Source organism: Hydrogenophaga palleronii NBRC 102513 (genome assembly GCF_001571225.1).
Classification (GTDB): domain Bacteria; phylum Pseudomonadota; class Gammaproteobacteria; order Burkholderiales; family Burkholderiaceae_C; genus Hydrogenophaga; species Hydrogenophaga palleronii.
The window spans coordinates 1-24,606 of sequence record NZ_BCTJ01000048.1 but is presented as its reverse complement, the minus strand read 5'-3'; the positions used below and the strand labels follow the sequence as shown (position 1 = coordinate 24,606).

26 protein-coding genes and 1 riboswitch are annotated in these 24,606 nt (G+C 68.1%); of the genes, 12 read left to right on the top strand and 14 right to left on the bottom strand.

Features of this window, described 5'->3' with window-relative positions:
- Window positions 1-59 precede the first annotated feature (59 nt).
- Window positions 60-1,151 carry an iron-sulfur cluster carrier protein ApbC gene (gene apbC, locus HPA01S_RS20630; protein ID WP_066273068.1) on the bottom strand — a complete coding sequence of 364 codons (1,092 nt, stop codon included), beginning with the start codon at window positions 1,149-1,151 and terminating at the stop codon, window positions 60-62.
- Between the two features lie 153 nt (window positions 1,152-1,304).
- Here apbC and metG point away from each other — a divergent pair, with 153 nt between their 5' ends.
- Entirely contained in the window at window positions 1,305-3,353 is a 2,049-nt protein-coding gene (gene metG, locus HPA01S_RS20625; RefSeq protein ID WP_066273067.1) for a methionine--tRNA ligase, read from the top strand.
- 14 nt (window positions 3,354-3,367) lie between these two features.
- Complete coding sequence (locus HPA01S_RS20620; RefSeq protein ID WP_066273066.1) at window positions 3,368-4,108, top strand: YoaK family protein; 741 nt, start codon at window positions 3,368-3,370, stop codon at window positions 4,106-4,108.
- Between the two features lie 43 nt (window positions 4,109-4,151).
- Here the strand turns inward: HPA01S_RS20620 and bamE are convergent, their stop codons facing one another.
- Window positions 4,152-4,667 (bottom strand): outer membrane protein assembly factor BamE domain-containing protein, encoded by a 516-nt coding sequence (gene bamE, locus HPA01S_RS20615; RefSeq protein WP_066273064.1) that lies wholly within the window; start codon window positions 4,665-4,667, stop codon window positions 4,152-4,154.
- A 104-nt stretch (window positions 4,668-4,771) separates the two neighbouring features.
- Here bamE and HPA01S_RS20610 point away from each other — a divergent pair, with 104 nt between their 5' ends.
- The 4 genes from HPA01S_RS20610 to nadB all read left to right on the top strand — a co-directional run bounded on the left by HPA01S_RS20610 (window position 4,772) and on the right by nadB (window position 9,235).
- Complete coding sequence (locus tag HPA01S_RS20610; RefSeq protein WP_066273062.1) at window positions 4,772-6,424, top strand: SulP family inorganic anion transporter; 1,653 nt, start codon at window positions 4,772-4,774, stop codon at window positions 6,422-6,424.
- A gap of 85 nt (window positions 6,425-6,509) precedes the next feature.
- Entirely contained in the window at window positions 6,510-6,722 is a 213-nt protein-coding gene (locus tag HPA01S_RS20605) for a DUF3460 family protein (RefSeq protein ID WP_066273059.1), read from the top strand.
- A complete protein-coding gene (locus tag HPA01S_RS20600; protein WP_084360865.1) occupies window positions 6,719-7,594 on the top strand; it encodes a segregation and condensation protein A in 876 nt (291 codons plus the stop codon). The genes HPA01S_RS20605 and HPA01S_RS20600 overlap by 4 nt, the downstream gene beginning before the upstream one ends.
- A 45-nt stretch (window positions 7,595-7,639) precedes the next feature.
- Window positions 7,640-9,235, top strand: a complete 1,596-nt coding sequence (gene nadB, locus HPA01S_RS20595) for an L-aspartate oxidase (RefSeq protein WP_066273053.1) — start codon at window positions 7,640-7,642, stop codon at window positions 9,233-9,235.
- 47 nt (window positions 9,236-9,282) lie between these two features.
- On the opposite strand, the gene pabB is transcribed toward nadB, so the two are convergent.
- The 3 genes from pabB to nadC are packed head-to-tail and all read right to left on the bottom strand — an operon-like array spanning window position 9,283 to window position 13,085.
- The gene (pabB, locus tag HPA01S_RS20590; RefSeq protein WP_306307140.1) at window positions 9,283-11,082 is read right to left on the bottom strand and encodes an aminodeoxychorismate synthase component I; all 1,800 of its coding nucleotides are present in this window, start codon (window positions 11,080-11,082) and stop codon (window positions 9,283-9,285) included.
- Window positions 11,079-12,194 carry a quinolinate synthase NadA gene (gene nadA, locus HPA01S_RS20585; RefSeq protein WP_066273051.1) on the bottom strand — a complete coding sequence of 372 codons (1,116 nt, stop codon included), beginning with the start codon at window positions 12,192-12,194 and terminating at the stop codon, window positions 11,079-11,081. Before nadA ends, pabB begins: the two co-directional genes overlap by 4 nt.
- A gap of 27 nt (window positions 12,195-12,221) precedes the next feature.
- Window positions 12,222-13,085 carry a carboxylating nicotinate-nucleotide diphosphorylase gene (gene nadC, locus HPA01S_RS20580; RefSeq protein WP_066273049.1) on the bottom strand — a complete coding sequence of 288 codons (864 nt, stop codon included), beginning with the start codon at window positions 13,083-13,085 and terminating at the stop codon, window positions 12,222-12,224.
- A 74-nt stretch (window positions 13,086-13,159) separates the two neighbouring features.
- On the opposite strand from nadC, the gene panB reads away from it, so the two are divergent.
- The 3 genes from panB (at window position 13,160) to HPA01S_RS20565 (ending at window position 15,293) form a co-directional block, all read left to right on the top strand.
- On the top strand, window positions 13,160-14,047 hold the full coding sequence (panB, locus tag HPA01S_RS20575) for a 3-methyl-2-oxobutanoate hydroxymethyltransferase (RefSeq protein ID WP_066273047.1): 888 nt from the start codon (window positions 13,160-13,162) through the stop codon (window positions 14,045-14,047).
- A gap of 113 nt (window positions 14,048-14,160) precedes the next feature.
- Window positions 14,161-15,012 carry a pantoate--beta-alanine ligase gene (gene panC, locus HPA01S_RS20570; RefSeq protein WP_066273045.1) on the top strand — a complete coding sequence of 284 codons (852 nt, stop codon included), beginning with the start codon at window positions 14,161-14,163 and terminating at the stop codon, window positions 15,010-15,012.
- 17 nt (window positions 15,013-15,029) lie between these two features.
- Window positions 15,030-15,293: a DUF1272 domain-containing protein gene (locus HPA01S_RS20565; RefSeq protein WP_066273044.1), complete on the top strand. Its 264-nt coding sequence runs from the start codon at window positions 15,030-15,032 to the stop codon at window positions 15,291-15,293.
- Window positions 15,294-15,344: 51 nt separating this feature from the next.
- On the opposite strand, the gene HPA01S_RS20560 is transcribed toward HPA01S_RS20565, so the two are convergent.
- The 4 genes from HPA01S_RS20560 to HPA01S_RS20545 form a co-directional block, all read right to left on the bottom strand.
- Entirely contained in the window at window positions 15,345-16,355 is a 1,011-nt protein-coding gene (locus tag HPA01S_RS20560) for an NAD(P)H-dependent glycerol-3-phosphate dehydrogenase (protein ID WP_066273043.1), read from the bottom strand.
- Between the two features lie 34 nt (window positions 16,356-16,389).
- Window positions 16,390-16,848 (bottom strand): protein-export chaperone SecB, encoded by a 459-nt coding sequence (gene secB, locus HPA01S_RS20555; RefSeq protein WP_066273040.1) that lies wholly within the window; start codon window positions 16,846-16,848, stop codon window positions 16,390-16,392.
- A gap of 110 nt (window positions 16,849-16,958) precedes the next feature.
- The gene (grxC, locus tag HPA01S_RS20550; RefSeq protein ID WP_066273038.1) at window positions 16,959-17,216 is read right to left on the bottom strand and encodes a glutaredoxin 3; all 258 of its coding nucleotides are present in this window, start codon (window positions 17,214-17,216) and stop codon (window positions 16,959-16,961) included.
- A gap of 39 nt (window positions 17,217-17,255) precedes the next feature.
- Entirely contained in the window at window positions 17,256-17,666 is a 411-nt protein-coding gene (locus HPA01S_RS20545) for a rhodanese-like domain-containing protein (RefSeq protein WP_066273034.1), read from the bottom strand.
- Between the two features lie 138 nt (window positions 17,667-17,804).
- Here HPA01S_RS20545 and gpmA point away from each other — a divergent pair, with 138 nt between their 5' ends.
- The 3 genes from gpmA (at window position 17,805) to HPA01S_RS20530 (ending at window position 20,960) form a co-directional block, all read left to right on the top strand.
- The gene (gpmA, locus tag HPA01S_RS20540; protein WP_066273032.1) at window positions 17,805-18,548 is read left to right on the top strand and encodes a 2,3-diphosphoglycerate-dependent phosphoglycerate mutase; all 744 of its coding nucleotides are present in this window, start codon (window positions 17,805-17,807) and stop codon (window positions 18,546-18,548) included.
- A gap of 149 nt (window positions 18,549-18,697) precedes the next feature.
- Window positions 18,698-20,173: a S41 family peptidase gene (locus HPA01S_RS20535; RefSeq protein ID WP_157085118.1), complete on the top strand. Its 1,476-nt coding sequence runs from the start codon at window positions 18,698-18,700 to the stop codon at window positions 20,171-20,173.
- A 34-nt stretch (window positions 20,174-20,207) separates the two neighbouring features.
- Window positions 20,208-20,960 (top strand): HesA/MoeB/ThiF family protein, encoded by a 753-nt coding sequence (locus tag HPA01S_RS20530; protein WP_066273029.1) that lies wholly within the window; start codon window positions 20,208-20,210, stop codon window positions 20,958-20,960.
- Window positions 20,961-20,979: 19 nt separating this feature from the next.
- Here the strand turns inward: HPA01S_RS20530 and HPA01S_RS20525 are convergent, their stop codons facing one another.
- From HPA01S_RS20525 to HPA01S_RS20505, 5 genes are all read right to left on the bottom strand, one after another.
- On the bottom strand, window positions 20,980-21,513 hold the full coding sequence (locus HPA01S_RS20525) for a thermonuclease family protein (protein ID WP_066273028.1): 534 nt from the start codon (window positions 21,511-21,513) through the stop codon (window positions 20,980-20,982).
- Between the two features lie 2 nt (window positions 21,514-21,515).
- Window positions 21,516-21,737, bottom strand: coding sequence for a hypothetical protein (locus HPA01S_RS20520; protein WP_066273026.1), 222 nt, complete (start codon window positions 21,735-21,737; stop codon window positions 21,516-21,518).
- A gap of 117 nt (window positions 21,738-21,854) precedes the next feature.
- Window positions 21,855-22,364, bottom strand: a complete 510-nt coding sequence (locus HPA01S_RS20515; RefSeq protein WP_066273023.1) for a 6,7-dimethyl-8-ribityllumazine synthase — start codon at window positions 22,362-22,364, stop codon at window positions 21,855-21,857.
- 89 nt (window positions 22,365-22,453) lie between these two features.
- A riboswitch (FMN riboswitch) is annotated at window positions 22,454-22,648 on the bottom strand.
- 80 nt (window positions 22,649-22,728) lie between these two features.
- A complete protein-coding gene (locus HPA01S_RS20510) occupies window positions 22,729-23,574 on the bottom strand; it encodes a DUF429 domain-containing protein (protein ID WP_066273019.1) in 846 nt (281 codons plus the stop codon).
- A 5-nt stretch (window positions 23,575-23,579) separates the two neighbouring features.
- Window positions 23,580-24,461, bottom strand: a complete 882-nt coding sequence (locus HPA01S_RS20505; RefSeq protein WP_066273017.1) for an EamA family transporter — start codon at window positions 24,459-24,461, stop codon at window positions 23,580-23,582.
- Window positions 24,462-24,606: the final 145 nt, after the last annotated feature.

The following is a 24,606-nucleotide window of genomic DNA, read 5'->3' as shown; positions in this document are numbered from 1 at the left end:
CACGCCACGCAAGCAAACCCATCACTTCAAAAGAAGAACCGGGGTCCTTCAAAGAACGCTCAGGTGTCCTTCGAAATCTTGATCGAAGGAAACTTGCTCGAAAAATCCTTGGCCTTGGCCGCGACCGTGATCGCCACCTTCCGCGCCACACCCTTGTAAAGGCTGGCAATCTCGCCCTCGGGATCGGCCACCACGGTGGGCATGCCGCTGTCGGCCTGCACGCGGATGCTCATGTTCAGCGGCAGCGCGCCCAGGTAATCCATGCCGTACTCGGCCGCCATGTTCTTGCCGCCCTCAGCGCCAAAGATGTGTTCCACATGGCCGCACTTCTCGCACACGTGCACCGCCATGTTTTCCACGATGCCCAGGATGGGCACGCCCACCTTCTCGAACATCTTGATGCCCTTGCGTGCGTCCAGCAGCGCAATGTCTTGCGGCGTGGTGACGATCACCGCGCCGGTCAGCGGCACGCGCTGGCTCAGCGTGAGCTGGATGTCGCCGGTGCCGGGTGGCATGTCGATGATGAGGTAGTCGAGGTCGGACCAGTTGGTCTGGCGCAGCAACTGTTCCAGCGCCTGCGTGGCCATCGGGCCGCGCCAGATCATGGCTTCGTCGCGGTCGATCAGGAAACCGATGGAGATGACCTGCACGCCGTAGTTTTCCAGCGGGTCCATGGTCTTGCCGTCCGAGCTCTCGGGCCGGCCTTCCACGCCCATCATCATGGGCTGGCTCGGGCCGTAGATGTCGGCGTCGAGGATGCCGACCTTGGCACCCTCGGCGCTCAGTGCGAGCGCCAGGTTGACCGCCGTGGTGCTCTTGCCCACGCCGCCCTTGCCCGAGGCCACGGCGATGATGTTCTTCACGTTCGGCAGCAGCTGCACGCCGCGCTGCACGGCGTGTGCGGTGATGCGGGTGCTCATGTTGACCGACACGTTGTCCACGCCGGCCACGGTCTTGGCCGCAGCGATCAGCGAGCGGCGCAGCCCGGGCTGCTGGCTGCGGGCCGGGTAACCCATCTCGACCTCGAAGGACACATCACCGTCGTTCACCTGCAGGTTCTTCAGCGCCTTGGTGGACACGAAGTCCTTGCCCGTGTTCGGGTCGGTCACGGCTTGCAGCGCGGTCAGCAGCGCCTGGGTATCAACGGTCATGGAAAACGGGCTCCTGTGGAGTGTGGGCAGTGATCTTGTGGGGTCGCGAAAGCGCCAACTAGTCTAACGTTCTGCCCAGGGCATCGGCATACACACAGGCAGCATGAGGACATCGCCCCTAAAATGGCCGGTTCCCCGACAGAAAGCCCCCTCATGAGCCAGCCGCGACGCCTGTTCGTCACCACCGCCCTGCCCTACGCCAACGGCCATTTCCACATCGGCCACATCATGGAGTACATCCAGGCCGACATCTGGGTGCGGTTCCAGCGCATGCAGGGCCATGAGGTGAACTTCGTCTGTGCCGACGACGCACACGGCGCGCCGATCATGATCGCCGCCGACAAGGCCGGCAAGACACCGCAGCAGTTCGTGGCCGACATCGCCTCTGGCCGCAAGCCTTACCTGGACGGGTTCCACATCGGCTTCGACAACTGGCACAGCACCGACGGCCCGGAAAACCACGTGCTGGCCCAGCAGATCTACCGCGATCTGAAGGCCAACAGCCTGATCGAGACCCGCACCATCGAACAGTTCTTCGACCCCGAGAAGAACATGTTCCTGCCCGACCGCTTCATCAAGGGCGAGTGCCCGAACTGCCACGCCAAGGACCAGTACGGCGACAACTGCGAGGTCTGCAGCAAGGTCTACAGCCCGACCGACCTGATCAACCCCTACTCCGCGCTCTCGGGCGCCAAGCCGGTGCTGAAGCAATCGGAGCATTTCTTCTTCAAGCTCTCCGACCCGCGCTGCATCGACTTCCTCAAGCAATGGACCACCAGCGGCGCGGTGCAACCCGAGGTGCTCAACAAGATCACCGAGTGGATCGCGCCCGACGAGGACGGCAAGACCAAGATGGGCGACTGGGACATCAGCCGCGACGCGCCCTACTTCGGCATCGAGATCCCCGACGCGCCGGGCAAATACTTCTATGTCTGGCTGGACGCGCCGGTCGGTTACCTGGCCTCGCTGAAGAACCTGTTCGACAAGACCGGGCGCGACTTCGACGCCTTCATGGCCGACCCGACGACCGAGCAGTACCACTTCATCGGCAAAGACATCATCACCTTCCACACCCTGTTCTGGCCGGCGATGCTGAAGTTCAGCGGCCGCAAGGTGCCCAACGCGGTGTTCGTGCACGGCTTCCTCACCATCAACAACGGCGAGAAGATGAGCAAGAGCCGGGGCACCGGCCTGGACCCGCTGAAGTACCTGAGCCTGGGCATGAACCCCGAGTGGCTGCGGTACTACCTGGCCGCCAAGCTGAGCGCACGCAACGAGGACGTGGACTTCAATACCGAAGACTTCATGCTGCGCGTCAACAGCGACCTCGTGGGCAAGTTCGTCAACATCGTCTCGCGTTCGGCGGGCTTCATCACCAAGCGCTTCAACGGCGAACTCACGCACGCCTTCGACCCGCAGGGCGCGGCGCTGCTGAACGACATCCGCGGTGCCGCGCAAGGCATCGCCGCGTTGTACAACGACCGCGAGTACGGCAAGGCCATGCGCGAGATCATGGCCCTGGCCGATCGCGTGAACGCCTACGTCGACCAGCACAAGCCCTGGGACTTGGCCAAGGACAGCGCCAACAGCGAGCAGCTGCACCAGGTGTGCTCGGTGCTGGTCAACGCCTTCACGGCGCTGGCGCGTTACCTCGCGCCCGTGCTGCCCGATCTGGCGCAGCGCGTGCAGGAACTGACCGGTGCCGACCTGAAGACCTGGTCCGACCGCGCCGACGTGGCCCGCATCCAGCCTTACCAGCACCTCATGCAACGCGTGGACGTGAAGCAGCTCGACGCGCTGTTCGAGCCCCCGCCGGCCCCGGTGCAGGCGGCCGAGGTGCCGGGTGGTGAGCCCATTGCCGACACCATCACCATCGACGACTTCGTGAAGATCGACCTGCGTATCGCGCAGATCGTCAACTGCGAGCCGGTGGAAGGCTCCACCAAGCTGCTGCGCCTCACGCTGGACGTGGGCGAAGGCCGCACGCGCAACGTGTTCAGCGGCATCGCCAGCGCCTACAAGCCCGAGGACCTGGTGGGCAAGCTCACCGTGGTGGTGGCCAACCTGGCGCCGCGCAAGATGAAGTTCGGCGTCAGCGAAGGCATGGTGCTGGCCGCCAGCCACGCCGACGAAAAAGCCCAACCCGGCATCCACGTGCTCAACCCCTGGCCCGGCGCCACGCCGGGCATGCGGGTGCGCTGAAAGGCGGGCGGCGCGTGTTCAAACCGATCCGTGGATTCACCAGTCTGCAGCGCACGCCGCAGACCGACCTGAAACTCGGTTCGGTGCTGGCCTTCGTCGCCGGTGCGGCCAACGCGGGCGGCTTCCTGGCCGTGGGCCAGTACACCTCGCACATGACGGGCGTGGTCTCCGCGGTGGCCGACCACCTGGTGCTGGGTGAACTCACCCTGGCCCTGGCGGGCATCGGCTCGGTGCTGGCCTTCCTGCTCGGCGCCATGACCACCGCCTGGCTGGTGAACTGGGGCATGCGCCTCGGGCTGCGCAGCGCCTACGGGCTGCCGCTGGTGCTGGAAGCCGCGGCGCTGCTGGTGTTCGGTCTGTTCGGCGCGGCCATCGGCTTCATGACGCCGGTGTTCCTGCCGCTCACCGTCGTGCTGCTGTGTTTCATCATGGGCCTGCAGAACGCGGTGATCACCAAGATCTCGCACTCCACCATCCGCACCACCCACATCACGGGCCTGGTGACCGACCTCGGCATCGAGCTGGGCAAACTGCTGTACGTGAACCGGGTCGGCAGCGGCACGCCCGTGCAGGCCAACCGGGAGCGCCTGCGCGTGCACGGCCAGCTCACCGCCTGCTTCTTCGTCGGCGGACTGGCCGGGGCGATGGGTTTCAAGCACATGGGCTTCATCAGCACCCTGCCGCTGGCGGCGATGCTGCTGCTGCTGGTGCTGCGGCCGGCGCTGGAAGACTGGCAGCGGCTGCGCCCGATTTAAGCCGGAGCGCTGCCCGTTGCTCAGCCGCGCAGGGGTCAGCGGTTCAGCGGCTCTTGTCGAGGTCGGGGTCGCGCATCGACCCCGTGCGCACCACCTTCAGGTCGCTGTCGAACACCACGGTGAACACCTGCGACTCGCCCACGCCCGGGCTCTCGAAGTAACGCCAGTCGTAGTGGGTCTCGCGCTTGAGCGCGTAGTTGGTGATCTTCATCGGCTTGCCGAGCATGCGGCGCACGGCTTCCATCGGCATGCCCGGCTGCACCTGCGCGAAGGTGCGCGGGTTGAGCACCTGGCGCAGCGCGGCCATCTTGCCGTCGGGTCCGATGGTGATCATGTAGTTGGTGTGGCCCATGGGCTGGCGGTTGTATTCGTAGATCTGGGCACCGTCCTCACCGTCCCAGACCGCCTCGGGCACCCCGAACCGCTCGCGCACGTCGGCCTCGGTGGACACGCCCTCCTCCAGCTCGCTGATGTTCTGCGGGTCGCAGGCCGCCAGCAGGCCCGCCAGGCCCAGCACCAGCAGTGCATTCCGCCAAACCGTGCCCGTCTTGAATCGCATGCCGCATTCCTTGTGGTTGATGTCCCGTGGCCAGTCTAATCGCGCGCCCCGTGGCGTCAGCGTGCGGGATACCGGCAGGGGGTAGCCAAAGGTAACATCGGCCCATGTTGCATGGCCTGCCCCCACTCGCGCCGTTTCGCCCCCGCCTGCTGAGCGACCTGCGCGGCTACAACCGGGACAAGCTCACGCGCGACATCGGCGCCGGTGCCACGGTGGGCATCGTGGCGCTGCCACTGGCCATGGCCTTTGCCATCGCCAGCGGCTTGAAGCCCGAGGCCGGGTTGTGGACCGCGATCATCGCCGGCTTCCTGATCTCGGCCCTGGGCGGCACCTCGATGCAGATCGGCGGCCCGGCCGGTGCCTTCATCGTCATCGTCTACGGCATCGTCGAACGCTACGGCGTGGCCAACCTGCTGATCGCAACCGCCAGCGCCGGCGTGTTGCTGTTCCTGCTCGGCCTGTTCCGCCTCGGCACGCTGGTGCGTTACGTGCCAGTGAGCGTGGTGATCGGCTTCACCAACGGCATCGCGGTGCTGATCGCCATGTCGCAGGTGCGCGACCTGCTGGGGCTGGAGATCGAGAAGATGCCGGGCAGCTTCTTCGGCCAGATCAAGGCCCTGGGCCAGCACATCGAGAGCTTCAACCCCTACGCCTTGGCGCTGGGAGGCCTGTGCGTGCTGGGCCTGTTCGTCTGGCCGCGGCTGTGGGCGGTGGACTCGCAGTTCCGGCGCCAGCTGGCCGCGATCGAAACGCACGACAAGGTGAGCGCCATCAAGGCCACCTCGCGCCTGCCCGGCCCGGTGGTGGCGCTGGTCACCCTCACGCTGCTGGCCTGGGCGCTGAGCCTGCCGGTGGAGACCATCGGCACCCGCTTCAACGGCATCCCGCAAGGCCTGCCGGTCTTTGAGCTGCCGGATTTTTCTTGGGAAACCGTGCGCCTGCTGGTCACGCCCACGCTCACCATCGCCTTGCTGGGCGCCATCGAATCGCTGCTCTGCGCGCGCGTGGCCGACCAGCTGGGCGATGCGCCCAAGCACGACCCCAACCAGGAGCTGATGGCGCAGGGCATTGCCAACAGCGTGGTGCCCTTCTTCGGCGGCATGCCGGCCACCGGCACCATCGCACGCACGGTGACCAACATCCGCTCCGGCGCGGCCTCACCGGTGGCCGGCATCGTGCACGCGGCCACGCTGGCGCTGGTGGTGCTGGTGGCCGCGCCGCTGGCCTTCCACATCCCGCTGGCGGTGCTGGCGGGCGTGCTGCTGTTCGTGGCCTGGAACATGGGCGAGTGGCGCGAGTTCGGCCGCCTGCGCCAGTTCAGCAACCACTACCGGCTGATGCTGCTGTCGACCTTCTTCGTCACCATCGTGTTCGACCTCACGGTGGCGGTGGAGCTGGGCCTGGTGCTGGCGGTGGTGCTGTTCGTGCGGCGCCAGAGCGAGATCTTCCGCGCCGAGCCGGTGGCGCGCACCGAGCAGCAGGCCACCTACAAGCTCTACGGCTCGCTGTTCTTCGGCGCCGTGGCCAAGATCGACCCGATCGTGGCCGAGGTGGAGCGTTCGCTCACCCCGGTCAACGTGATGCTGGACGCCAGCCACATGATCTCGCTCGACACCACGGGCCTGGACGCGCTGGAGCAGCTGCACAAGGCGGTGCACAAGCGCGGCGGGCAGCTCGGCATCGTCGGCCTGCACGCGCAGCCGCGTTCGCTGATCGAACGCTCGGGCTTTGCCGAGCGGCTGAGCACCTGCCAGTAGGCCCACCCGGCACCCCGGGCCCGGCGGCCCGGGCAGACCGGTAAAATCGCCGTCTTTGCGCCCGCGCGCCTTTCCAGAGACCGCCATGTCCTTCTTCCGCCGCCCCGACTACCAATCCGACACGACGCAGTTCATCGAACAGCTCAAGGCCGCCAAGCCCGGACTGGAGCAGTCGCAGCGCCAGGGCCGCGCCCTGCTCTGGGACAAGCAGATCGACCGCGAATTCCAGGCCAAGGCCGAGGCGGCCCGCGTGCCCCAGAAGCCCTACGTCTACCAGACCGGTTCCGACTTCGCCTGAACGCTGCCGGCAAAGGCACTGCGATGAGCGACCCGCACACGCTCGACGAGGCCCCGCAGGGCCTGGACGCCGTGTTGCCCTCGGTGGTCGACCACGTGGCGCTGGCGCGGCTGTATGGCGAACCGCTGTTCGCCATGCCGCGCGACCTGTACATCCCGCCGGACGCGCTGCAGATCTTCCTCGAAGCCTTTGAAGGCCCGCTGGATCTGTTGCTGTACCTGATCCGCAAGCAGAACTTCAACATCCTCGACATCCCGATGGCCGGGGTGACGCGCCAGTACCTCACCTACGTCGACGAGATCCGCGCCAGCAACCTGGAGCTGGCGGCCGAGTACCTGCTGATGGCGGCGATGCTGATCGAGATCAAGTCGCGCATGCTGCTGCCGCCCAAGAAGACGGCCGAGGGCGAAGAAGCGGAAGACCCGCGCGCCGAGCTGGTGCGCCGCCTGCTCGAGTACGAGCAGATGAAGCTTGCCGCGCAGCGCCTGTCCGAGGTACCGCAGTACGGCCGCGATTTCCTGCGCGCCCAGGTCTATGTGGAACAGGCGCTGGCGCCGCGTTTCCCGGACGTCAACGCGCTCGACCTGCAGAGCGCCTGGCGCGACATCCTCAAGCGCGCCAAGCTCGTGCAGCACCACAAGATCAGCCGCGAGGAGCTCTCGGTGCGCGAGCACATGAGCATCGTGCTGCGCCGCCTGCAAGGCCGCAAGTTCGTCGAATTCGGCGAGCTGTTCGATCCCGAACTGGGCTCGCCGGTGCTGGTGGTGACCTTCATCGCCATGCTCGAACTGGCCAAGGAAACGCTGATCGAGCTGACCCAGGCCGAGGCCTTCGCACCCATCTACGTGCGGCTGGCCTACACCCCTACCTGAGCCCCCGCGTGCGCGGGGCCGCCCTCCCACCGTCACACCCCCAGCATGACCGACCTGCACCGCTTTGACGTTCTCATCATCGGCAGCGGCCTGGCCGGTCTGACCGCTGCCCTGCACCTGGCCAACACGCACCGTGTGGCGGTGATCACCAAACGCGCCCTCAACGACGGCTCCAGCAACTGGGCCCAGGGTGGCATTGCGGCCGTGCTGGGCGAAGGCGACAGCGTGGACTCGCACGTGGAAGACACGCTGGTCGCCGGCGCCGGGCTGTGCGACCTGGAGGCGACGCGCTTCACGGTCGAGAACGCCCCGGCAGCCATCGCCTGGCTGCAGGAGCTGGGCGTGCCGTTCTCGCTCGAACACGGCGAGCTGCACCTGACGCGCGAAGGCGGCCACAGCCACCGCCGCATCGTGCACGCGGCCGACGCCACCGGCGCGGCGGTGCAGGCCACGCTGATCGAACGCGTGCGCAACACGCCGCAGATCCGCCTGTTCGAGCACCACATGCTGGTTGACCTGATCACCGACCAAAAGGCGCCCGACGCCGGCCAGCCGCCGCGCTGCCTCGGCGCCTACGTGCTCGACACCGAGCGCGACGAGGTGCTGACCTTCAACGCCAGCCACACCGTGCTGGCCACCGGCGGCGCCGGCAAGGTCTACCTGTACACCACCAACCCCGACACCGCCACCGGCGACGGCATTGCCGCGGGCTGGCGCGCCGGCTGCCGGGTCGGCAACATGGAGTTCATCCAGTTCCACCCGACCTGCCTGTACCACCCGCACGCCAAGAGCTTCCTGATTTCCGAAGCCGTGCGCGGCGAAGGCGGCCTGCTCAAGCTGCCGCCGCACCTGGGCGGCCACCGTTTCATGCCCGACCACGACCCGCGCGCCGAGCTGGCACCACGCGACGTGGTGGCGCGTGCGATCGACTTCGAGATGAAGAAACACGGCCTGGACTGCGTGCACCTGGACATCTCGCACCAGCCGCCCGAGTTCCTGCGCGAGCACTTCCCCAACATCCTGGCGCGCTGCCTGGAGCTGGGCATCGACATCACGAAGGAGCCGATCCCGGTGGTGCCGGCGGCGCACTACACCTGCGGCGGCGTGGTGACCGACCTGTCGGGCCGCACCGACATCAGCGGCCTCTACGCCGTGGGCGAAACCACCTGCACCGGCCTGCACGGCGCCAACCGCCTGGCCAGCAACTCGCTGGTGGAGTGCATGGTGTTCGCGCAGGGTGCGGTGAACGCGATCCGCGAGGCGCCCAGCCCCGCCCTGCCGGCCACGCCGCTGTGGGACGACAGCCGCGTGACCGACGCCGACGAACACGTGGTGATCTCGCACAACTGGGACGAGTTGCGCCGCTTCATGTGGGACTACGTGGGCATCGTGCGCACCAACAAACGGCTGGAGCGCGCGGCGCACCGCATCGCGCTGCTGCAGGGCGAAATCCAGGAGTTCTATTCGCAGTTCCACGTCACACGCGACCTGCTGGAGCTGCGCAACCTGGTGCAGGTGGCCGACCTGATCGTGATGTCGGCCATGCTGCGGCATGAGAGCCGCGGCCTGCACTTCAGCCGCGACTACCCCGGGCTGCTGCCCGAAGCCAGGCCCACCATCCTGGTGCCGCCGGCGCACTGAGGCGTCATTGCATTTGCACCTTCCCCCGCCGGGGGAAGGAGTCGGTTTCAAACCCCGGCGTCGAGCGCCGCCGGCAACCAACCCCGCAGGCTGTTGAAAAACGCGATCTCGCGCAGCTGTGCGAGTGCGTGCACCGGCACCACGGCCTCGCGCACGCGGCCTTCTTCCAGCGCCACCTGACGGCCGATGCCCGGCAGCAAACCGCAGTCCAGCGCCGGTGTGACCCAGCCCGCGTCGTCGCCCGCCAGGCGCAGCGCCACGTTGCCCCGCGTGCACTCGGTCAACTCGCCGTCGTCGTTCCACAACAAGGTGTCGTACACGCCGGGCATCACACGTTCGGCCGCTTCGTAGGCCGCACGGCGAGTCGTCTTGTGGCGCACAAAGGCGGAATGCGCGGCGGCAAACGGCTGCGCCGCCAGCACGAGGCGCACGGGCCCGGGTGTGGGCGCCATCGCATGGGCCGTGGCCCGCACACCACCGTCGCGCGTGCACAGCACCCGCACGCGCCAGGCACCAACCGCGTGCGTGTCCGCCAGCGCCTGCAAGGCGTCGTGCCAGGCGCGTGGCGTCCACGCGAATCCGAAACAGAGCGCCGACTGCGCCATGCGCTCGCCGTGCCGCGCCGCGTGGCGCCACTGGCCGTCTTCGAGCAGCAACGTCTCCAGCAACTCGAAGGGCTCGGCCGCGCGCATCGCAAACGCGGCCTTGTGTTGCCATTCGCGCCATTCGGCACGCGCCACCGAACCGGCGGTGACGCCGCTGCCCACGCCCAGGCTCAGGGCCTCACCGCGCGCCACCACAGTGCGGATGCCGACGTTGAAGGTGGCACCACCGCCCGGCCGCAACACACCCACCGCGCCGCAATACACGCCACGCGGCCCACGCTCGTGCTGCACGATGCGCCGCATCGCCTGGCGCTTGGGCGCACCGGTGATGGAGCCGCAGGGAAACAGCGCCTGCAGCAGGTCGAACAACCGCGTGCCGGGGCGGGTGCGCGCACGCACGTCGGACGTCATCTGCCACACCGTGGGCAGGGCCCGGGCCTCGAACAAGGCTGGCACCTGCATCGTGCCGGGCAAGGCCACGCGCGCCAGGTCGTTGCGCAGCATGTCCACCACCATCACATTCTCGGCACGCTCCTTGGGGCTGGCCACCAGCTGCGCCGCCTGCGCGGCGTCGGCCAGCGCACCCTGGCCACGCGGCGCCGTGCCTTTCATGGGCCGGGTCAGCACTTCGTTGCCGTCCCAGTCGAAAAACAGCTCGGGCGAGAGGCTGAGCACCTGCTGTTCGCCGCTGTCCAGGTAGGCCGCGTAGGCGCCGGGCTGCTCGCGGCGCAGGGCCTCGAACAGGTCCAGCGCCTGGCCCTCGCGCAGCGAGCCGTGCCAGCGTGCGGTGTGGTTGACCTGGTAGACCTCACCGGCCGCAATGGCCCGGTCGATGGCGGCCAGGGCGGTGTCGAACTCGGCGCGGGCGCAGGGCGTCTGATCCCAGGCCGCCCGCATGGCGACCTCGGATGGTGTGGACGGTGTGGGTGGGTCGGAGGATGGCAGGGGTGCGTCGTGCACACCGAACCAGGCCAGCGGACCGTGTTCGGGCGGGTGGGTGGGCAAGGCGGTGTCGAAGGCCGGCGCCGCTTCGTAGGCCAGCCAGCCCACCACCCAGGCACCGGCTGCGGCGGCGGCCTCGGCGGCTTCGATCACCGGGCTCACCTCGGCCAGTGTGTGCGCCTGCAGCACCGTGCGCGGGGCGCCGAAGCTCAATTGCAGCGCGCCGTGCCGGGCAAGGCCTTCGGCCTCGAAGGCCAGGCGTGCGTGCACGCGTGGCCGCTCGCCCGGCGCAGGGTTCACGCGGCCCCGATGTTGGACACCAGCGCGCCCGCGTTCTGGCCGTTGCGCAGCGCGGCGGTGAAGGCCAGCATGCGGTCGATCGGCTGGCGTGCGCGCGGGATCAGGGCCGGGTCAACGTGGATCTCATTCAGGCCCTTCTCCAGGATCTGCGCCACGCCGGCAAGGCCGTTCATGGCCATCCAGGGGCAGTGCGCGCAGCTCTTGCAGGTGGCGCTGTTGCCGGCGGTGGGCGCTTCGATGAACAGCTTGCCGGGGTTCTGCTGGCGCAGCATGTGCATCATGCCGTTGTCGGTGGCCACGATGAACTCGCTCGCATCCAGCGTGCGTGCGGCGTTCAGGATGGCCGAGGTCGAGCCCACGGCGTCGGCCAGTGCGATCACGTCGGCCGGGCTTTCGGGGTGCACCAGCACCTTGGCCTTGGGATGCTCCTTCTTCAGCGCTTCGAGCTCGAAGGCCTTGAACTCGTCGTGCACGATGCAGGAGCCGGACCACATCACCATGTCGGCGCCGGTTTCGCGCTGGATGTAATCGCCCAGGTGTTTGTCGGGCGCCCACAGGATCTTGTGGCCCTTGTCCTTGAGCGCCGCCACGATCTCGAGCGCGCAGCTGGAGGTGACCAGCCAGTCCGCGCGCGCCTTCACCGCCGCGCTGGTGTTGGCGTAGACCACCACGGTGCGGTCGGGGTGGGCGTCGCAGAAGGCGCTGAATTGATCGATCGGGCAGCCCAGGTCGAGCGAGCAGTTCGCGTCGAGGTCGGGCATGAGCACGGTCTTCTCCGGGCTCAGGATCTTGGCGGTCTCGCCCATGAAGCGCACACCGGACACCACCAGCGTGGTGGCCTCGTGGTCGCGCCCGAAACGCGCCATCTCCAGCGAATCGCTCACGATGCCGCCGGTTTCGATGGCCAGGTCCTGCAGGTCGGGGTGCACGTAGTAGTGCGACACCATCACCGCGTTGCGCTCCTTGAGCAGTGCGCGGATACGCTCCTTGAGCGCGGCGCGCTGTTTGGGGCCAGGCTCAACCGGCACGCGCGCCCAGGCGTGCTGCGTCGGGCAGGCCGGCTGTTCGTATTCGACTTCGATGACGGCACTGTTGGAATCGTGGGTGTTCATTTCGTGTCTGCCTCGGCGCGACAGCGCCTAAAGGGTCTGGAAGCGCATGGAGAAATCGGTTGCCTTCACGTCCTTGGTGAGGCCACCGATGGAGATGCGGTCCACGCCGGTTTCTGCAAGGGCGCGCACGCTGTCGAGGTTCACGCCACCCGAGATCTCGAGCACCGCGCGCCCGGCGTTGCGCCGCACCGCCTCGTTGAGCGTGGGAATGTCCATGTTGTCGAGCAGCACCATGGTGGCGCCGTGCGCCAGCGCTTCGTCAAGCTGCGCCAGGGTCTCGACCTCGATCTCGACGAAACGCGCCTGTGGCGCCGTCTCGCGCACACGCTGCAGCACCTGGGCCACGCCACCGGCGGCGGCAATGTGGTTTTCCTTGATGAGCACCGCGTCGTAGAGACCGATGCGGTGGTTCACGCCACCACCGGTCTTCACCGCGTACTTCTGCGCCAGGCGCAGGCCCGGCAGGGTCTTGCGCGTGTCCACGATCTGCGCGCGCGTGCCCGCCACCGCGTCCACGAACACCGCGGTCTTGGTCGCCACGGCCGAGAGCAGCTGCAGGAAGTTGAGCGCGGTGCGCTCGGCCGTCAGCAGCGCCTGGGCGCGGCCCTGGATGGTCAACACAGTCTGGTCGGCGCTGCAGCGCTGGCCTTCACCCACCTGCCAAGTCAGCGTGGCCTGCGGGTCGAGTGCATGCACCGCCGCCTCCACCCAGGGCGTACCGCAGATCACGGCCGCTTCGCGCGCCAGGATGCGGGCCTGTGCGGGACGCGTGGCGTCCACCAGCGCGGCAGTGAGGTCACCGCCGCCCACGTCTTCGGCCAGGGCCAGGGCCACGTCGCGGCGCGCCAGTTCCTGCACGTCCGCCAGGGTGAATTCAGAGAGGTGTTTCATGGGGCGCAAGCATAGCGCGATGGACTATAGTGCCCCCATTCTCACCCCACCCCCGCACGCTGCGGGCATCCACGATGAGCACCCCCACCCCTTCCACGCCCATGGCCACCCCTTACGGCACGCTGCCGGTCGCATCGCCCTTGCCCGCGCGCAAGCCGGTGAGCCTGCCGCGCCTGAACGAGCTGCGCGAGCGCGGCGAGAAGATCACCATGCTCACGGCCTACGACGCGACCTTCGCGGCCGTGGCCGACGCCGCCGGTGTCGAGTGCATCCTGGTCGGTGACTCGCTCGGCATGGTGTGCCAGGGCCTGGCCAGCACCGCGGGCGTGACGCTGGAGACCATGGCCTACCACGTGGAGAGCGTGGCCCGTGGCCTGCGCCGCGTGCAGGGCACGGCATGGCTGCTGGGTGACCTGCCGTTCGGCAGTTACCACGAGTCGAAAGAGCAGGCCATGCGCAGCGCGGCCCAGCTGGTGCACGCCGGCGCGCACATGATCAAACTCGAAGGCGGCGGCTGGACCGCCGAGACCACGCGCTTCCTGGTCGAACGCGGCATCCCTGTCTGCGCCCACCTGGGCCTCACGCCGCAGACGGTGCATGCCCTGGGCGGTTACCGCGTGCAGGGCCGGGGCGACGCCGCCGCGCTCACCCTCAAGCGCCACGCGCTGGAGCTGCAGGACGCGGGCGCCACCATGCTGGTGCTGGAGATGGTGCCGGCCGCGCTGTCGGCCGAGATCACGCAGCAGCTGCCGCACTGCCACACCATCGGCATCGGCGCCGGCAAGGGCACGGCCGGCCAGGTGCTGGTGATGCACGACATGCTGGGCGTGAACCTGGGCAAGAACCCCAAGTTCGTGCGCAACTTCATGGAAGGCGCCAGCGGCGTGCGCGAGGCCATGGCGGCCTACGTGGCCGCGGTGAAGGACGGCAGCTTCCCGGACGACCAGCAGCACGCCTGGTAAGGCCGCGGCCCTGCAAGGCGGCGCGCCCGACACCCCTGCGCCCGGTGATGCACTGCGGCACGCGGCGCGATAATCCCCTTCGCCTGTCCCCAGGCCAGAACCCGATCACCCCCATGCAAATCGTTCACACCATCGACGACCTGCGCACTGCGCTGCGGCCTTTCAACACACCGGCCCTGGTGCCCACCATGGGCAACCTGCACGACGGCCACCTGGAGCTGGTGCGCGCCGCGAAACCGCTGGGCGATGTGACCGTGGCCAGCATCTTCGTCAACCGCCTGCAGTTCGCGCCGCACGAAGACTTCGACACCTACCCGCGCACGCTGCAGGCCGACGCCGACAAGCTCGCCGCCGCGGGCTGCGACATCGTGTTTGCACCCTCGGAAAAAGAGCTCTACCCCGAGCCCCAGGGCTTCAAGGTGCAGCCGCCGACCGAACTGGCCGACATCCTCGAAGGCCATTTCCGCCCCGGCTTCTTCACCGGCGTCTGCACCGTGGTGATGAAGCTGTTCCAGTGCGCCCTGTCCGAAGGCAAGGGCACGCGGCACGCCGTCTTTGGCCAGAAGGACTACCAGCAGCAGATGGTGATCCGCCGCATGGTGCGGCAGTTCGCGCTGCCGGTGAACATCGTGAGCGTGGCCACACAGCGCGCCGCCGATGGCCTGGCCCTGAGTTCGCGCAACGGTTACCTGAGCGAGACCGAACGCGCCGAAGCGGTGCAGCTGTCGCTGGCGCTGCGCGCGCTCGGCCGCGATGCACTGGCCGCGGCCGACGGCCTGGCACGCCAGTTGCCGGCACTCGAAGAACGCGCCATGGCCGGCCTGGCCGCACGCGGCTGGCAGCCCGACTACCTGACCGTGCGCCGCCGCAGCGACCTGCAGGCACCGCAGGCCGGTGAACCACTCGTGGTGCTGGGCGCCGCACGCCTGGGCAAGACCCGGCTGATCGACAACTTCGAAATCTGATCCACGGAGCGTTCTCCATGCTGCAACTGCGCCCGAACTGCGAATGCTGCAACCGCGACCTGCCGAACGAAAGCACCGAGGCGCGCATCTGCACCTTCGAGTGCACCTTCTGCAGCGACTGCGCCGAAACCCGGCTGCACAACACCTGCCCCAATTGCGCCGGTGAACTGGTGCGCCGGCCACGCCGGCCGGCGGCAGCGCTGGCGCGCCACCCGGCCTCGACCGAACGGATCTGCAAGCCTGAGGGCTGTGCGGCCACTGCCGCCACTGCGGTCGTCTGAAACGTTGGTGAAGCCAGGAACCGGCAAGGCCCTGGCGTTTCCTGGACAGGCCTAGACGCCTTCGTCCCTGGGGCCACGCCCCATCAATTCGGCCACCGCCTGCGCCGGCTTCAACCGGCCTTCGAGCAAGGCCACCACCGCTTCGCTGATCGGCATGTCGACGCCGAGCAGGCGCGCGCGCTGCACCACCGTGCGGGCGCTGTAGACACCTTCGGCCACGTGGCCGAGCGAGTCCACCGCTTGCGACAGGCCCTGGCCTTGCGCCATCAACAGGCCCACCTTGCGGTTGCGCGACAGGTCGCCGGTGGCGGTGAGCACCAGATCACCCAGGCCGGACAGGCCCATGAAGGTGTCGGCGCGGGCGCCCAAGGCCAGGCCCAGGCGCGTCATTTCGGCCAGGCCACGCGTGACCAGCGCGGCACGCGCGTTCAGCCCCAGGCCCAGGCCGTCGCACAAACCGGTGGCAATGGCCAGCAGGTTCTTCACCGCGCCGCCCACCTCCACGCCGACGATGTCCTCGTTGGCATAGACGCGCAGCGCCGGGCCGTGGAAGGCCGCCACCAGCAGCTCACGCACGTTGGCGTGTTCGCTCGCCGCCACCAGGGCGGTCGGCTGGCCCTTGGCCACCTCCTGCGCGAAGCTGGGGCCGCTGAGCACACCGGCCTGCAGGCGAGGCGCCACCTGGGCCCGCACCTCGTGCCCGAGCAGGCCGCCCGGTGGCGCGCCGTGCAGCGGCGCCTCCAGGCCCTTGCACAGCCAGGCCACCGGCGCCGGGTGATCGGCCAGTTGCTGCAGCATGCCGCGCAGGGCGGACATCGGGGTGCCGATCACCACCAGGTCGGCGGTGGCCAGCAGGGGGGCGCGCAGGTCCAGCGAGCCCGACACCACGTCCAGCGTGGGCGGCAGGCCGATGCCCGGCAGGTAGCGCCGGTTCTCGCGCTGGCTGCGCATCTCGTCGGCCTGCTGCGCATCACGCGCCCACAGGCTGACCTGGCCATGGCTGGCCGCACTGATCGCCAGCGCCGTGCCCCAGGCACCGGCACCGAGCACGGCGATGTTCATCGGGCGTGGCTCGTGAAGGCCAAGGAACGCCGGTTTATTGCGTGACGATGCGCGGGGCGTCGTCGGCGGCCTGCGCCTGCTGCTGCTCGTACATGGCCTGGAAGTTGATCTCGGCCAGGTGCACCGGCGGGAAACCGCCGCGCTGGACGATGTCGGCCACGTTGCTGCGCAGGTAGGGGTAGACGATCTGCGGGCAGGCAATGCCCATGATCGGGCCCATCTGTTCTTCCGGCAGGTTGCGGATTTCGAAGATGCCGGCCTGCTTGGCTTCGACCAGGAACACGGTCTTGTCCTTGATCTTGGTGGTCACCGTGGCGGTGACGCACACCTCGTACACGCCGTCGGCCACCGGGCTGGCTTCCACGCCGAGCTGGATGTCGACCGTGGGCTGTTCCTGCTCGAGCAGGATGGCCGGCGAGTTGGGCTGCTCCAGAGACGCTTCCTTGAGGTAGACGCGCTGGATCTGGAAGATGGGGTCCTGGTTTTCTGCCATGGTGTTGTCTCGAAAAATGCGAAGAGGAAAAAACAAACCCGCCGGGGAGCAAGGTCCCTGCGGCGGGCGCTGCCGGGGATTATGTCAGCCCGACAAGTCGCTTTGGTGGCTCAGGCCTGCAGCAATGGCACCAGGCCGCCCTGGCGGTCCAGCGCGTGCAGGTCGTCGCAGCCGCCCACATGGGTCTCGCCGATGAAGATCTGCGGCACGCTGGTGCGCCCGGTGAGCTGGGTCATCTGGGCCCGCAGCTGCGGGTTGCCATCCACGAACACCTCTTCGAGATCGGCCACGCCGTGCCGGTCGAGCAAAGCCCGGGCCCGGCTGCAGTAGGGGCAGTACGCGCTGGTGAACATCTTGACCTTGGCCATGCAGAAATCCTGTCTACGTGAAAAAACAAGCCCGGATGATCAGGCTTTTTCCACCGGCAGGCTGGCCGCCTGCCAGGCGCCCATGCCGCCGGTCAGGGCTTGCGCCTTTTCGTAGCCGAGCTTCTTGGCAATCGCCACGCCGCGGTTGGCCGAGGCGCCGTTGGCGCACACGAAGATCAGCTGGGTGGCCTTGTTCTTGACCGCGCCCGGCAGCTTGGCCTCCAGATCGGCCAGCGGCAGGTTCTTGGCGCCGATCACGTGGCCGCTGGCAAAACCGGCGGCATCGCGCACGTCCACCACCACCGCGCGTTCGCGGTTCATGAGCTGCACGGCGTCGGCCGCGCTGAGCGTGCCGGCGCGTGCGCCAGCGGAGACCATGGGCCAGAACAGGAACGCGCCCGACGAGATGGCCACGGCAAACAAAACCCAGTTTTCGATGAAGAAACTCACAGAGACACCTTTCGAGTAAGCCCGGGATTTTAGAATGCCGGACTGTGACCGTGCGCGCAGCCCTCCGGGCAGGCCCGCCGCATCTTCGCCAGGCCCGCCGGCCGAGCGCCTTTTTTCCCCTTCTACGCCCCTCAAGCCATGTACAAACTCGTCCTGATTCGCCATGGCGAATCCACCTGGAACCTGGAAAACCGCTTCACCGGCTGGACCGACGTCGACCTGACCGCCACCGGCCTGGAGCAGGCCAAGACCGCCGGCCGCCTGCTCAAGGCCGAGGGTTACGACTTCGACCTCGCCTACACCAGCGTGCTCAAGCGCGCCACCCGCACACTGTGGCACGCGCTCGACGAGATGGACCGCACCTGGCTGCCGGTGGTGCACAGCTGGCGCCTGAACGAACGCCACTACGGCGCGCTGCAGGGCCTGAACAAGGCCGACATGGCCAAGCAGTACGGCGACGAGCAGGTACTGGTCTGGCGCCGCAGCTACGACACGCCGCCGCCGGCACTGGAAGCCAGTGACCCGCGCAGCGAACGCAGCGACCGCCGCTACGACCGCCTCAAGCCCGAGGAAGTGCCGCTGACGGAGTGCCTCAAGGACACCGTGGCGCGCGTGCTGCCGTTCTGGAATGAAGCCATGGCACCGGCCATCAAGGCGGGCAAACGCGTGGTGGTGGCGGCGCATGGCAACAGCATCCGCGCGCTGGTGAAGTACCTCGACGGCATTTCCGACAACGACATCGTCGGCGTCAACATCCCCAACGGCATTCCGCTGGTCTACGAACTCGACGCCGAACTCAAGCCAATCCGCCGCTACTACCTGGGCGACGCCGAGGCGGCAGCCAAGGCCGCTGCAGCCGTGGCGGCACAGGGCAAGGCCTGAAGCGGGCCTTCTTCACGCGGCCCCGCAAATCGCGCGGGGCATGCAGGGAACCGACGCAGCGCGCCCTGCTCCAAGGTGTATATTGACCCGTCAGGGTCTTAAACACCCTGCGTGGGCATTTTTACTGGGGTATTTCGATGGCAAAACAGGTGAGCCAAAAGCTCAAGATCGTTGGCTGGGTCGCCGTTGGCGCCGTGGCCGGGGCACTGACCACGGTGCAGCTGCAGGCGATCGCACGCGGCTCGCTCACCCCGTTGCCGCTGGAAGAGCTGCAACAGCTCGCGGCGGTGTTCGGCATGGTCAAGACCGACTATGTGGAACCGGTGGACGAGAAGAAGCTGATTTCCGAGGCGATTTCGGGCATGGTCGCCAGCCTGGATCCGCACTCGCAGTACTTCGACAAGAAGTCGTTCGCAGAATTCCGCGAAGGCACGAGCGGCCGTTTCGTCGGTGTCGGCATCGAGATCACCATGGAAGACGGCCTGGTCAAGGTGGTCTCGCCCATCGAAGACTCGCCCGCCTTCCGCGCCGGCCTCAAGACCGGTGACCTGATCACCAAGATCGACGACACCCAGGTCAAGGGCCTGAGCATCAACGAAGCCGTCAAGCTCATGCGCGGCGAGCCGCGCACCAAGGTGCTGCTGAGCATCTTCCGCAAGGACGAGAACCGCACCTTCCCCGTGACCATCATGCGCGAGGAAATCAAGACCCAGAGCGTGAAGTCGCGCGTGGTCGAGCCGGGTTACGCCTGGGTGCGCGTGTCGCAGTTCCAGGAACGCACCATCGAAGACTTCGCCCGCAAGGTGGAAGACATCTACAAGGCCGATCCCAACCTCAAGGGCATGGTGCTCGACCTGCGCAACGACCCGGGTGGCCTGCTCGACGCGGCCGTGGCGCTGTCGGCCGCCTTCCTGCCCGAGAACGTGACCGTGGTGTCCACCAACGGCCAGCTCGAAGACAGCAAGCAGACCTTCAAGTCGATCCCGCAGCACTACCTGCGCCGCGGCGGCAGCGACCCGATCAAGCGCCTGACCGACAGCACCAAGGGCGTGCTGAAGCGCGTGCCGCTGGTGGTGCTGGTCAACGAAGGCTCGGCCTCGGCCAGCGAGATCGTGGCCGGCGCCCTGCAGGACCACAAGCGCGCCACCATCCTGGGCAGCCAGACCTTCGGCAAGGGCTCGGTGCAGACCGTGCGCCCGCTCGGCCCCGACACCGGCCTGAAGCTCACCACCGCGCGTTACTACACGCCCTCGGGCAACTCCATCCAGGCCAAGGGCATCGTGCCCGACGTGATGGTGGACGAAACCGCCGAAGGCAATGTGTTCGCTGCGCTGCGCACGCGCGAGGCCGATCTGCAGAAACACCTGAACAACGGCACCGAAGCCGCCAGGGGCACGCTGACCGACGCCGAACGCGCCGCCGAAGCGCAGCGCGACGAGGCCCGCGAAGCCGCACGCAAGCGCCTGGAAGAAGAAGCCAAGCGCAACCCGAACCAGCGCCTGGTGCCCGAGTTCGGCACCGACAAGGACTTCCAGCTCACGCAGGCCCTGAACCAGCTCAAGGGCCTGCCGGTGCTGGTCAGCAAGACGCTGACCGTGCGCACCGAAGACAAGAAAGAAAACTGAGAAAGCGCTGCGGGCCCGGCCCGCGGCAACACCCGTGGACGACGCCCAGCTCCTGCGCTACTCGCGCCACATCCTGCTCGATGAACTCGGCATTGAGGGCCAGCAGGCCCTGCTGGCCTCGCACGCGCTGGTGATCGGCGCCGGCGGCCTGGGCTCACCCGTGGCGCTTTACCTGGGCAGCGCGGGCGTGGGCCACATCACGCTGGTGGACCACGACACGGTGGACGCCACCAACCTGCAGCGCCAGATCGCACACAACCTGGCGCGGGTCGGCCAACTCAAGGCCGAGTCGGCGCGCGCCGCCATCGAAGCCATCAACCCCGACGTGCGCGTCACCACCGTCACCCAGCGCGCCGACGCCGCCCTGCTGAACACCTTGGTGGCACAGGCCGACGTGGTGCTCGACTGCACCGACAACTTCGCCACCCGCCACGCCATCAACCGCGCCTGCGTGGCGCACAAGAAACCGCTGGTGTCGGGCGCAGCGATCCGCATGGACGGCCAGCTCAGCGTGTTCGACACGCGCCAGCCCGGCAACCCGTGTTACGCCTGCGTGTTCCCGGAAGACGCACCGGTGGAAGAAGCGCTGTGCGCCACCATGGGCGTTTTCGCGCCGCTGGTGGGCATCATCGGCACGCTGCAGGCAACCGAAGCGCTCAAGCTGCTGAGCGGCCTGGGTTCGCGCATCACGGGCCAGATGCTGATGATCGACGGCCGCGATCTCGCGTTCACCCCGATCAAGCTGCCGCAGAACCCGGCCTGCACGGTCTGCGGCCAGTCACACTGAGCGGCAAGTTCTTTCCGGATCAGGACAAGGGGCAAGGCCCGTGGCGCTGGCGGAACGCGCGCGGCAGCTCCGGCGAGGCCTCGGCAAACAAACCCCTGCGCGCCTGCCGCGCCTGCGCTTCCTGCGCCTGGTAAGGCCCCAGGCTGCGGCGCCAGCGGTAGGACCAGGCCTGGCCCTGCAGCACCAGCCAGCCCGCCACGTCGTCGCCCTGGTGGCTCAACACGGTGAGGCCGCGGCCGTAGTCGTCGTAACGGCGCACGCTGACCGTGACCACCTGGCCCAGCACCCGTTTGCTCAACGCATCGCGCGACGCAATGCCACCGGCCTGGCAGATTTCGGGCGCATCGATGCCGTCGATGCGCAGCTTGCGGTAACGCCCGCCGTCCAGCGGTTTCACCCACAAGGTGTCGCCATCGAACACGCGGCTGACGCGCGCGGCATAGGTCGTGGCCGCCGTCTCCGGGCTGGCCGCCGCCACGGCGAGGCCGCACCAGTTGCCGACCAATAGCAACACCACCAGCGCCCCGGCGGCGCACCGCCGAGGTGCTGCCATGTTCAACCCTTCTTGCCGCCGACCACCAGCAGGGCCGCACCGACCACGATGGCGCCAATGCCGACCCACATGGGCACGTTGACGGTTTCCTTCTGCTTCACCGAGAGCTCCAGCGGCCCGATCTTCACCGCCTCGGTGTCCTTGGTGTAACTGAAGTTGCCATACACCAGGCCGAGCACCCCAGCGACGATGAGCACGATACCGACCAGCTTGCCTGCATTCATGGGAGTTCCTCGTGTGTGATGACTGCGTTGCCACCGACCGGCCCGATTGCCGGCGGCGCAACACAAGCGCCATGATGCACCAGACGCGGGCGAAAACGGGCCGGCAGGCGCTGCGGCTCAGGCGACGGCGGTCGGGCTCAGCGCGGCGTCGAGCTTGCGCAGGCCGGCCACGGTCTGCAGGCAGGCTTGCGCGGCTTCCGTGCCCTTCACCGCGAAGTGGCGCAGGAAGTACTTGCGGTGTTCCGCATGTTCGTGGAAGTGGTGCGGCGTGAGCACGGCGGAGAGCACCGGCACGCCGGTGTCGAGCTGCACCTGCATGAGCGCCTGCACCACGGTCTGCGACACGAAGTCGTGGCGGTAGATGCCGCCATCGACCACCAGCGCACTGCCGACGATGGCGGCGTAGCGGCCGGAGCGGGCCAGGCGCTGCGCGTGCAGCGGGATCTCGAAGGCACCGGGCACGTCGAACACGTCGATGGACTCGGCGCCAAAGCCGCCCTGCGCCATTTCGGCGAAGAAGGCATCACGCGCCTGGTGCACGATGTCGGCATGCCAGGAGGCCTCGACGAACGCAAAGCGCAGGTCGGCAGGCAGGTGGAGGTGGTGGGAAGACTCGGTCTGATTCATGGTGTCCTCAAAAAAGGGAGGGGCCAACAAATCAGGGCGCACAAGCGCACAGACGGCCGCAACGCAGGACGCGCACGGCAGTGCATGGCTCGCGCTCTCTTTCATCCGGACTGTCAAACGGGTCGTCAAACCCGCTTCATACCGTCGGTCCCGGGATCTCACCGGGTCTGCTGACCCCTGACGCCGGACGGGCCGGTGCATGGGCGCTCGCGGCACTCGTGCGGTCGTGTCGCCACGCCGCCATCACCGCCGGTGGGGAATTTCACCCCGCCCTGAGAACGCTTGTGTCCGGCACGGGGCCGGACGGTTGCCATTGTAGGCAGGGCCAATGGCCCTCGTTGTCGCGGGGGTGCGGGCCCGGCGCTCAGGCGCTGACGATCCAGCCTTCCAGCGGGTCGAAGTCGGGCAGGCCCCAGCGTGCGTGGCCGGCGCGCTGCTGCTGTTCGGCCCAGGCGGCCTGCAGCAGGCACAACACGGCGTCGAGCCGGTCGCCACTGGCGTCGTCGGCCAGCGTGTCGCGCTGCGCGTGCGTCAGGCGCAGGCGCTGCCCCACCGCAGACAACAAGGGCGCCTGGCCGTTCTCCAGCGCGTTGACAAGGGTCTTGCGCGCGATCAGGCGCTCGGGTGTCTGTTTGGCCTTGTCGTCGCTCTTGTACGGCGTGCTGCCCAGCACGCTGCGCGCCAGCAGGCCCGGATAGGCCTCGAGCGCGACGCGGTTGCCATCGCCCGCCAGCAGGCCGGGCAGGCTGACGCCGGCGGCGATCAGACGTGGCACACCGGCGTGCAGCATGAAGGCCACCGGCGGGTTGACCCATTTCATGCTCGGGCTGGAGCCGGCCGGGCCGTCGGTGGCGCGGTGGGCGAACTTGCCACCCACCGGGCGCGCCTCGCAGAAGGCGGCGAAGGCGGTGCGGATGTCTTCGCGCGACAGGCTGGCGTAGTGCGCCATGCAGGCGGCCCAGTCGGTGGGCCAGCCCAGGGTGGTCACCAGTTCACGCGGCAGACCGAACGGCAGGTCGAAGCCACCCAGCCAACGGCCGGGCTCGGCCAGGCGTTCGCTCCAGGCTTCCAGGGTGTCGAAGGTCTCCACGCGGTCGAGCACCACACGGCCGCGCTCGGCGTGGCCAACCGCCAGCGTGATCGGTTTGCGCCGGCTGGGCGCGCTGCTGAAGTCGCAGCCCAGCAGCTGCATCGGGGTGTGGTCGGTCATGCCGTTCAACCCAGCGCCAGCGCCGACACACCGGCGGCGATGCACACCGCACCGCAGATGCGCGCCACCCGGTCGCCCTCGCCCAGCAGGCGACCACCGATCAGCGCGGCGAACAGCATGGACACCTCGCGCGCCGGCGCCACGAGCGACAACGGCGCCTCGCGCATCGCATACAGCACCAGCACGTAGGCCACCGGGCTGACCACCGCCACCAGCAGCGCGTAACGCCACTGCACGCGCCACAGCTGGCGGGCGGTGGGCAGGTCGCGCAGCACGCTGGGCGCGAGCACCGCCACGCGCACGAAGTTGCCCATGTAGTCGACCAGGATCGGTGACATCAGCAGCACCTTGACGGCATAACCGTCGACCACGGTGTACGAGGCGATGAAGACGCCGGTGAGCACGCCGTAGAACATGCCCTTGTGCACGCGCTTGCGCGCCACAGGGTCGTGCGCGGCACGCAGCAGGCCGGGGCCGCCGGCGATGAGGAACACACCACCCACCACACCGGCGATGCCGACCGCGCCCAGCGCGGAAATGCGCTCACCCAGAACGGCAATGGCGAACAGCGAGGACAGCAACGGCCCCGAGCCGCGTGCCAGCGGATACACCACCGTGAGGTCGGCCTTGCGGTACCCACGCAGCAACACGATGAAGTAGACGACGTGCAACACACCGCTGGCGACCACGAAGCCCCACTCGACGGCACCCCAGCGCGGTACCGCCTCGCGCCCGAGCCACCAGCCCAGTGGTGCCCAGAACAGCATCAGAAGCACGCTGGTGAAGAACACGAAGCGCGAATCGCCCCCGGCCTTTTTGGCGACGATGTTCCAGCCGGCATGGATCAGGCCGGCGAGCACAATGAGGCAGAACGCGGTGAGGGACATGGTGGTTTCAGAGGTCGCGCCGGGCGACAAGATACATGGCTTCTCGCGGGCCCCTCACCCCGGCCCTCTCCCCGGAGGGGCGAGGGAGGGAGTCACGCAACGAGCGAAGTGTCTGGTCAAGAGGCATCAAGGGTCCGGCTCCGCC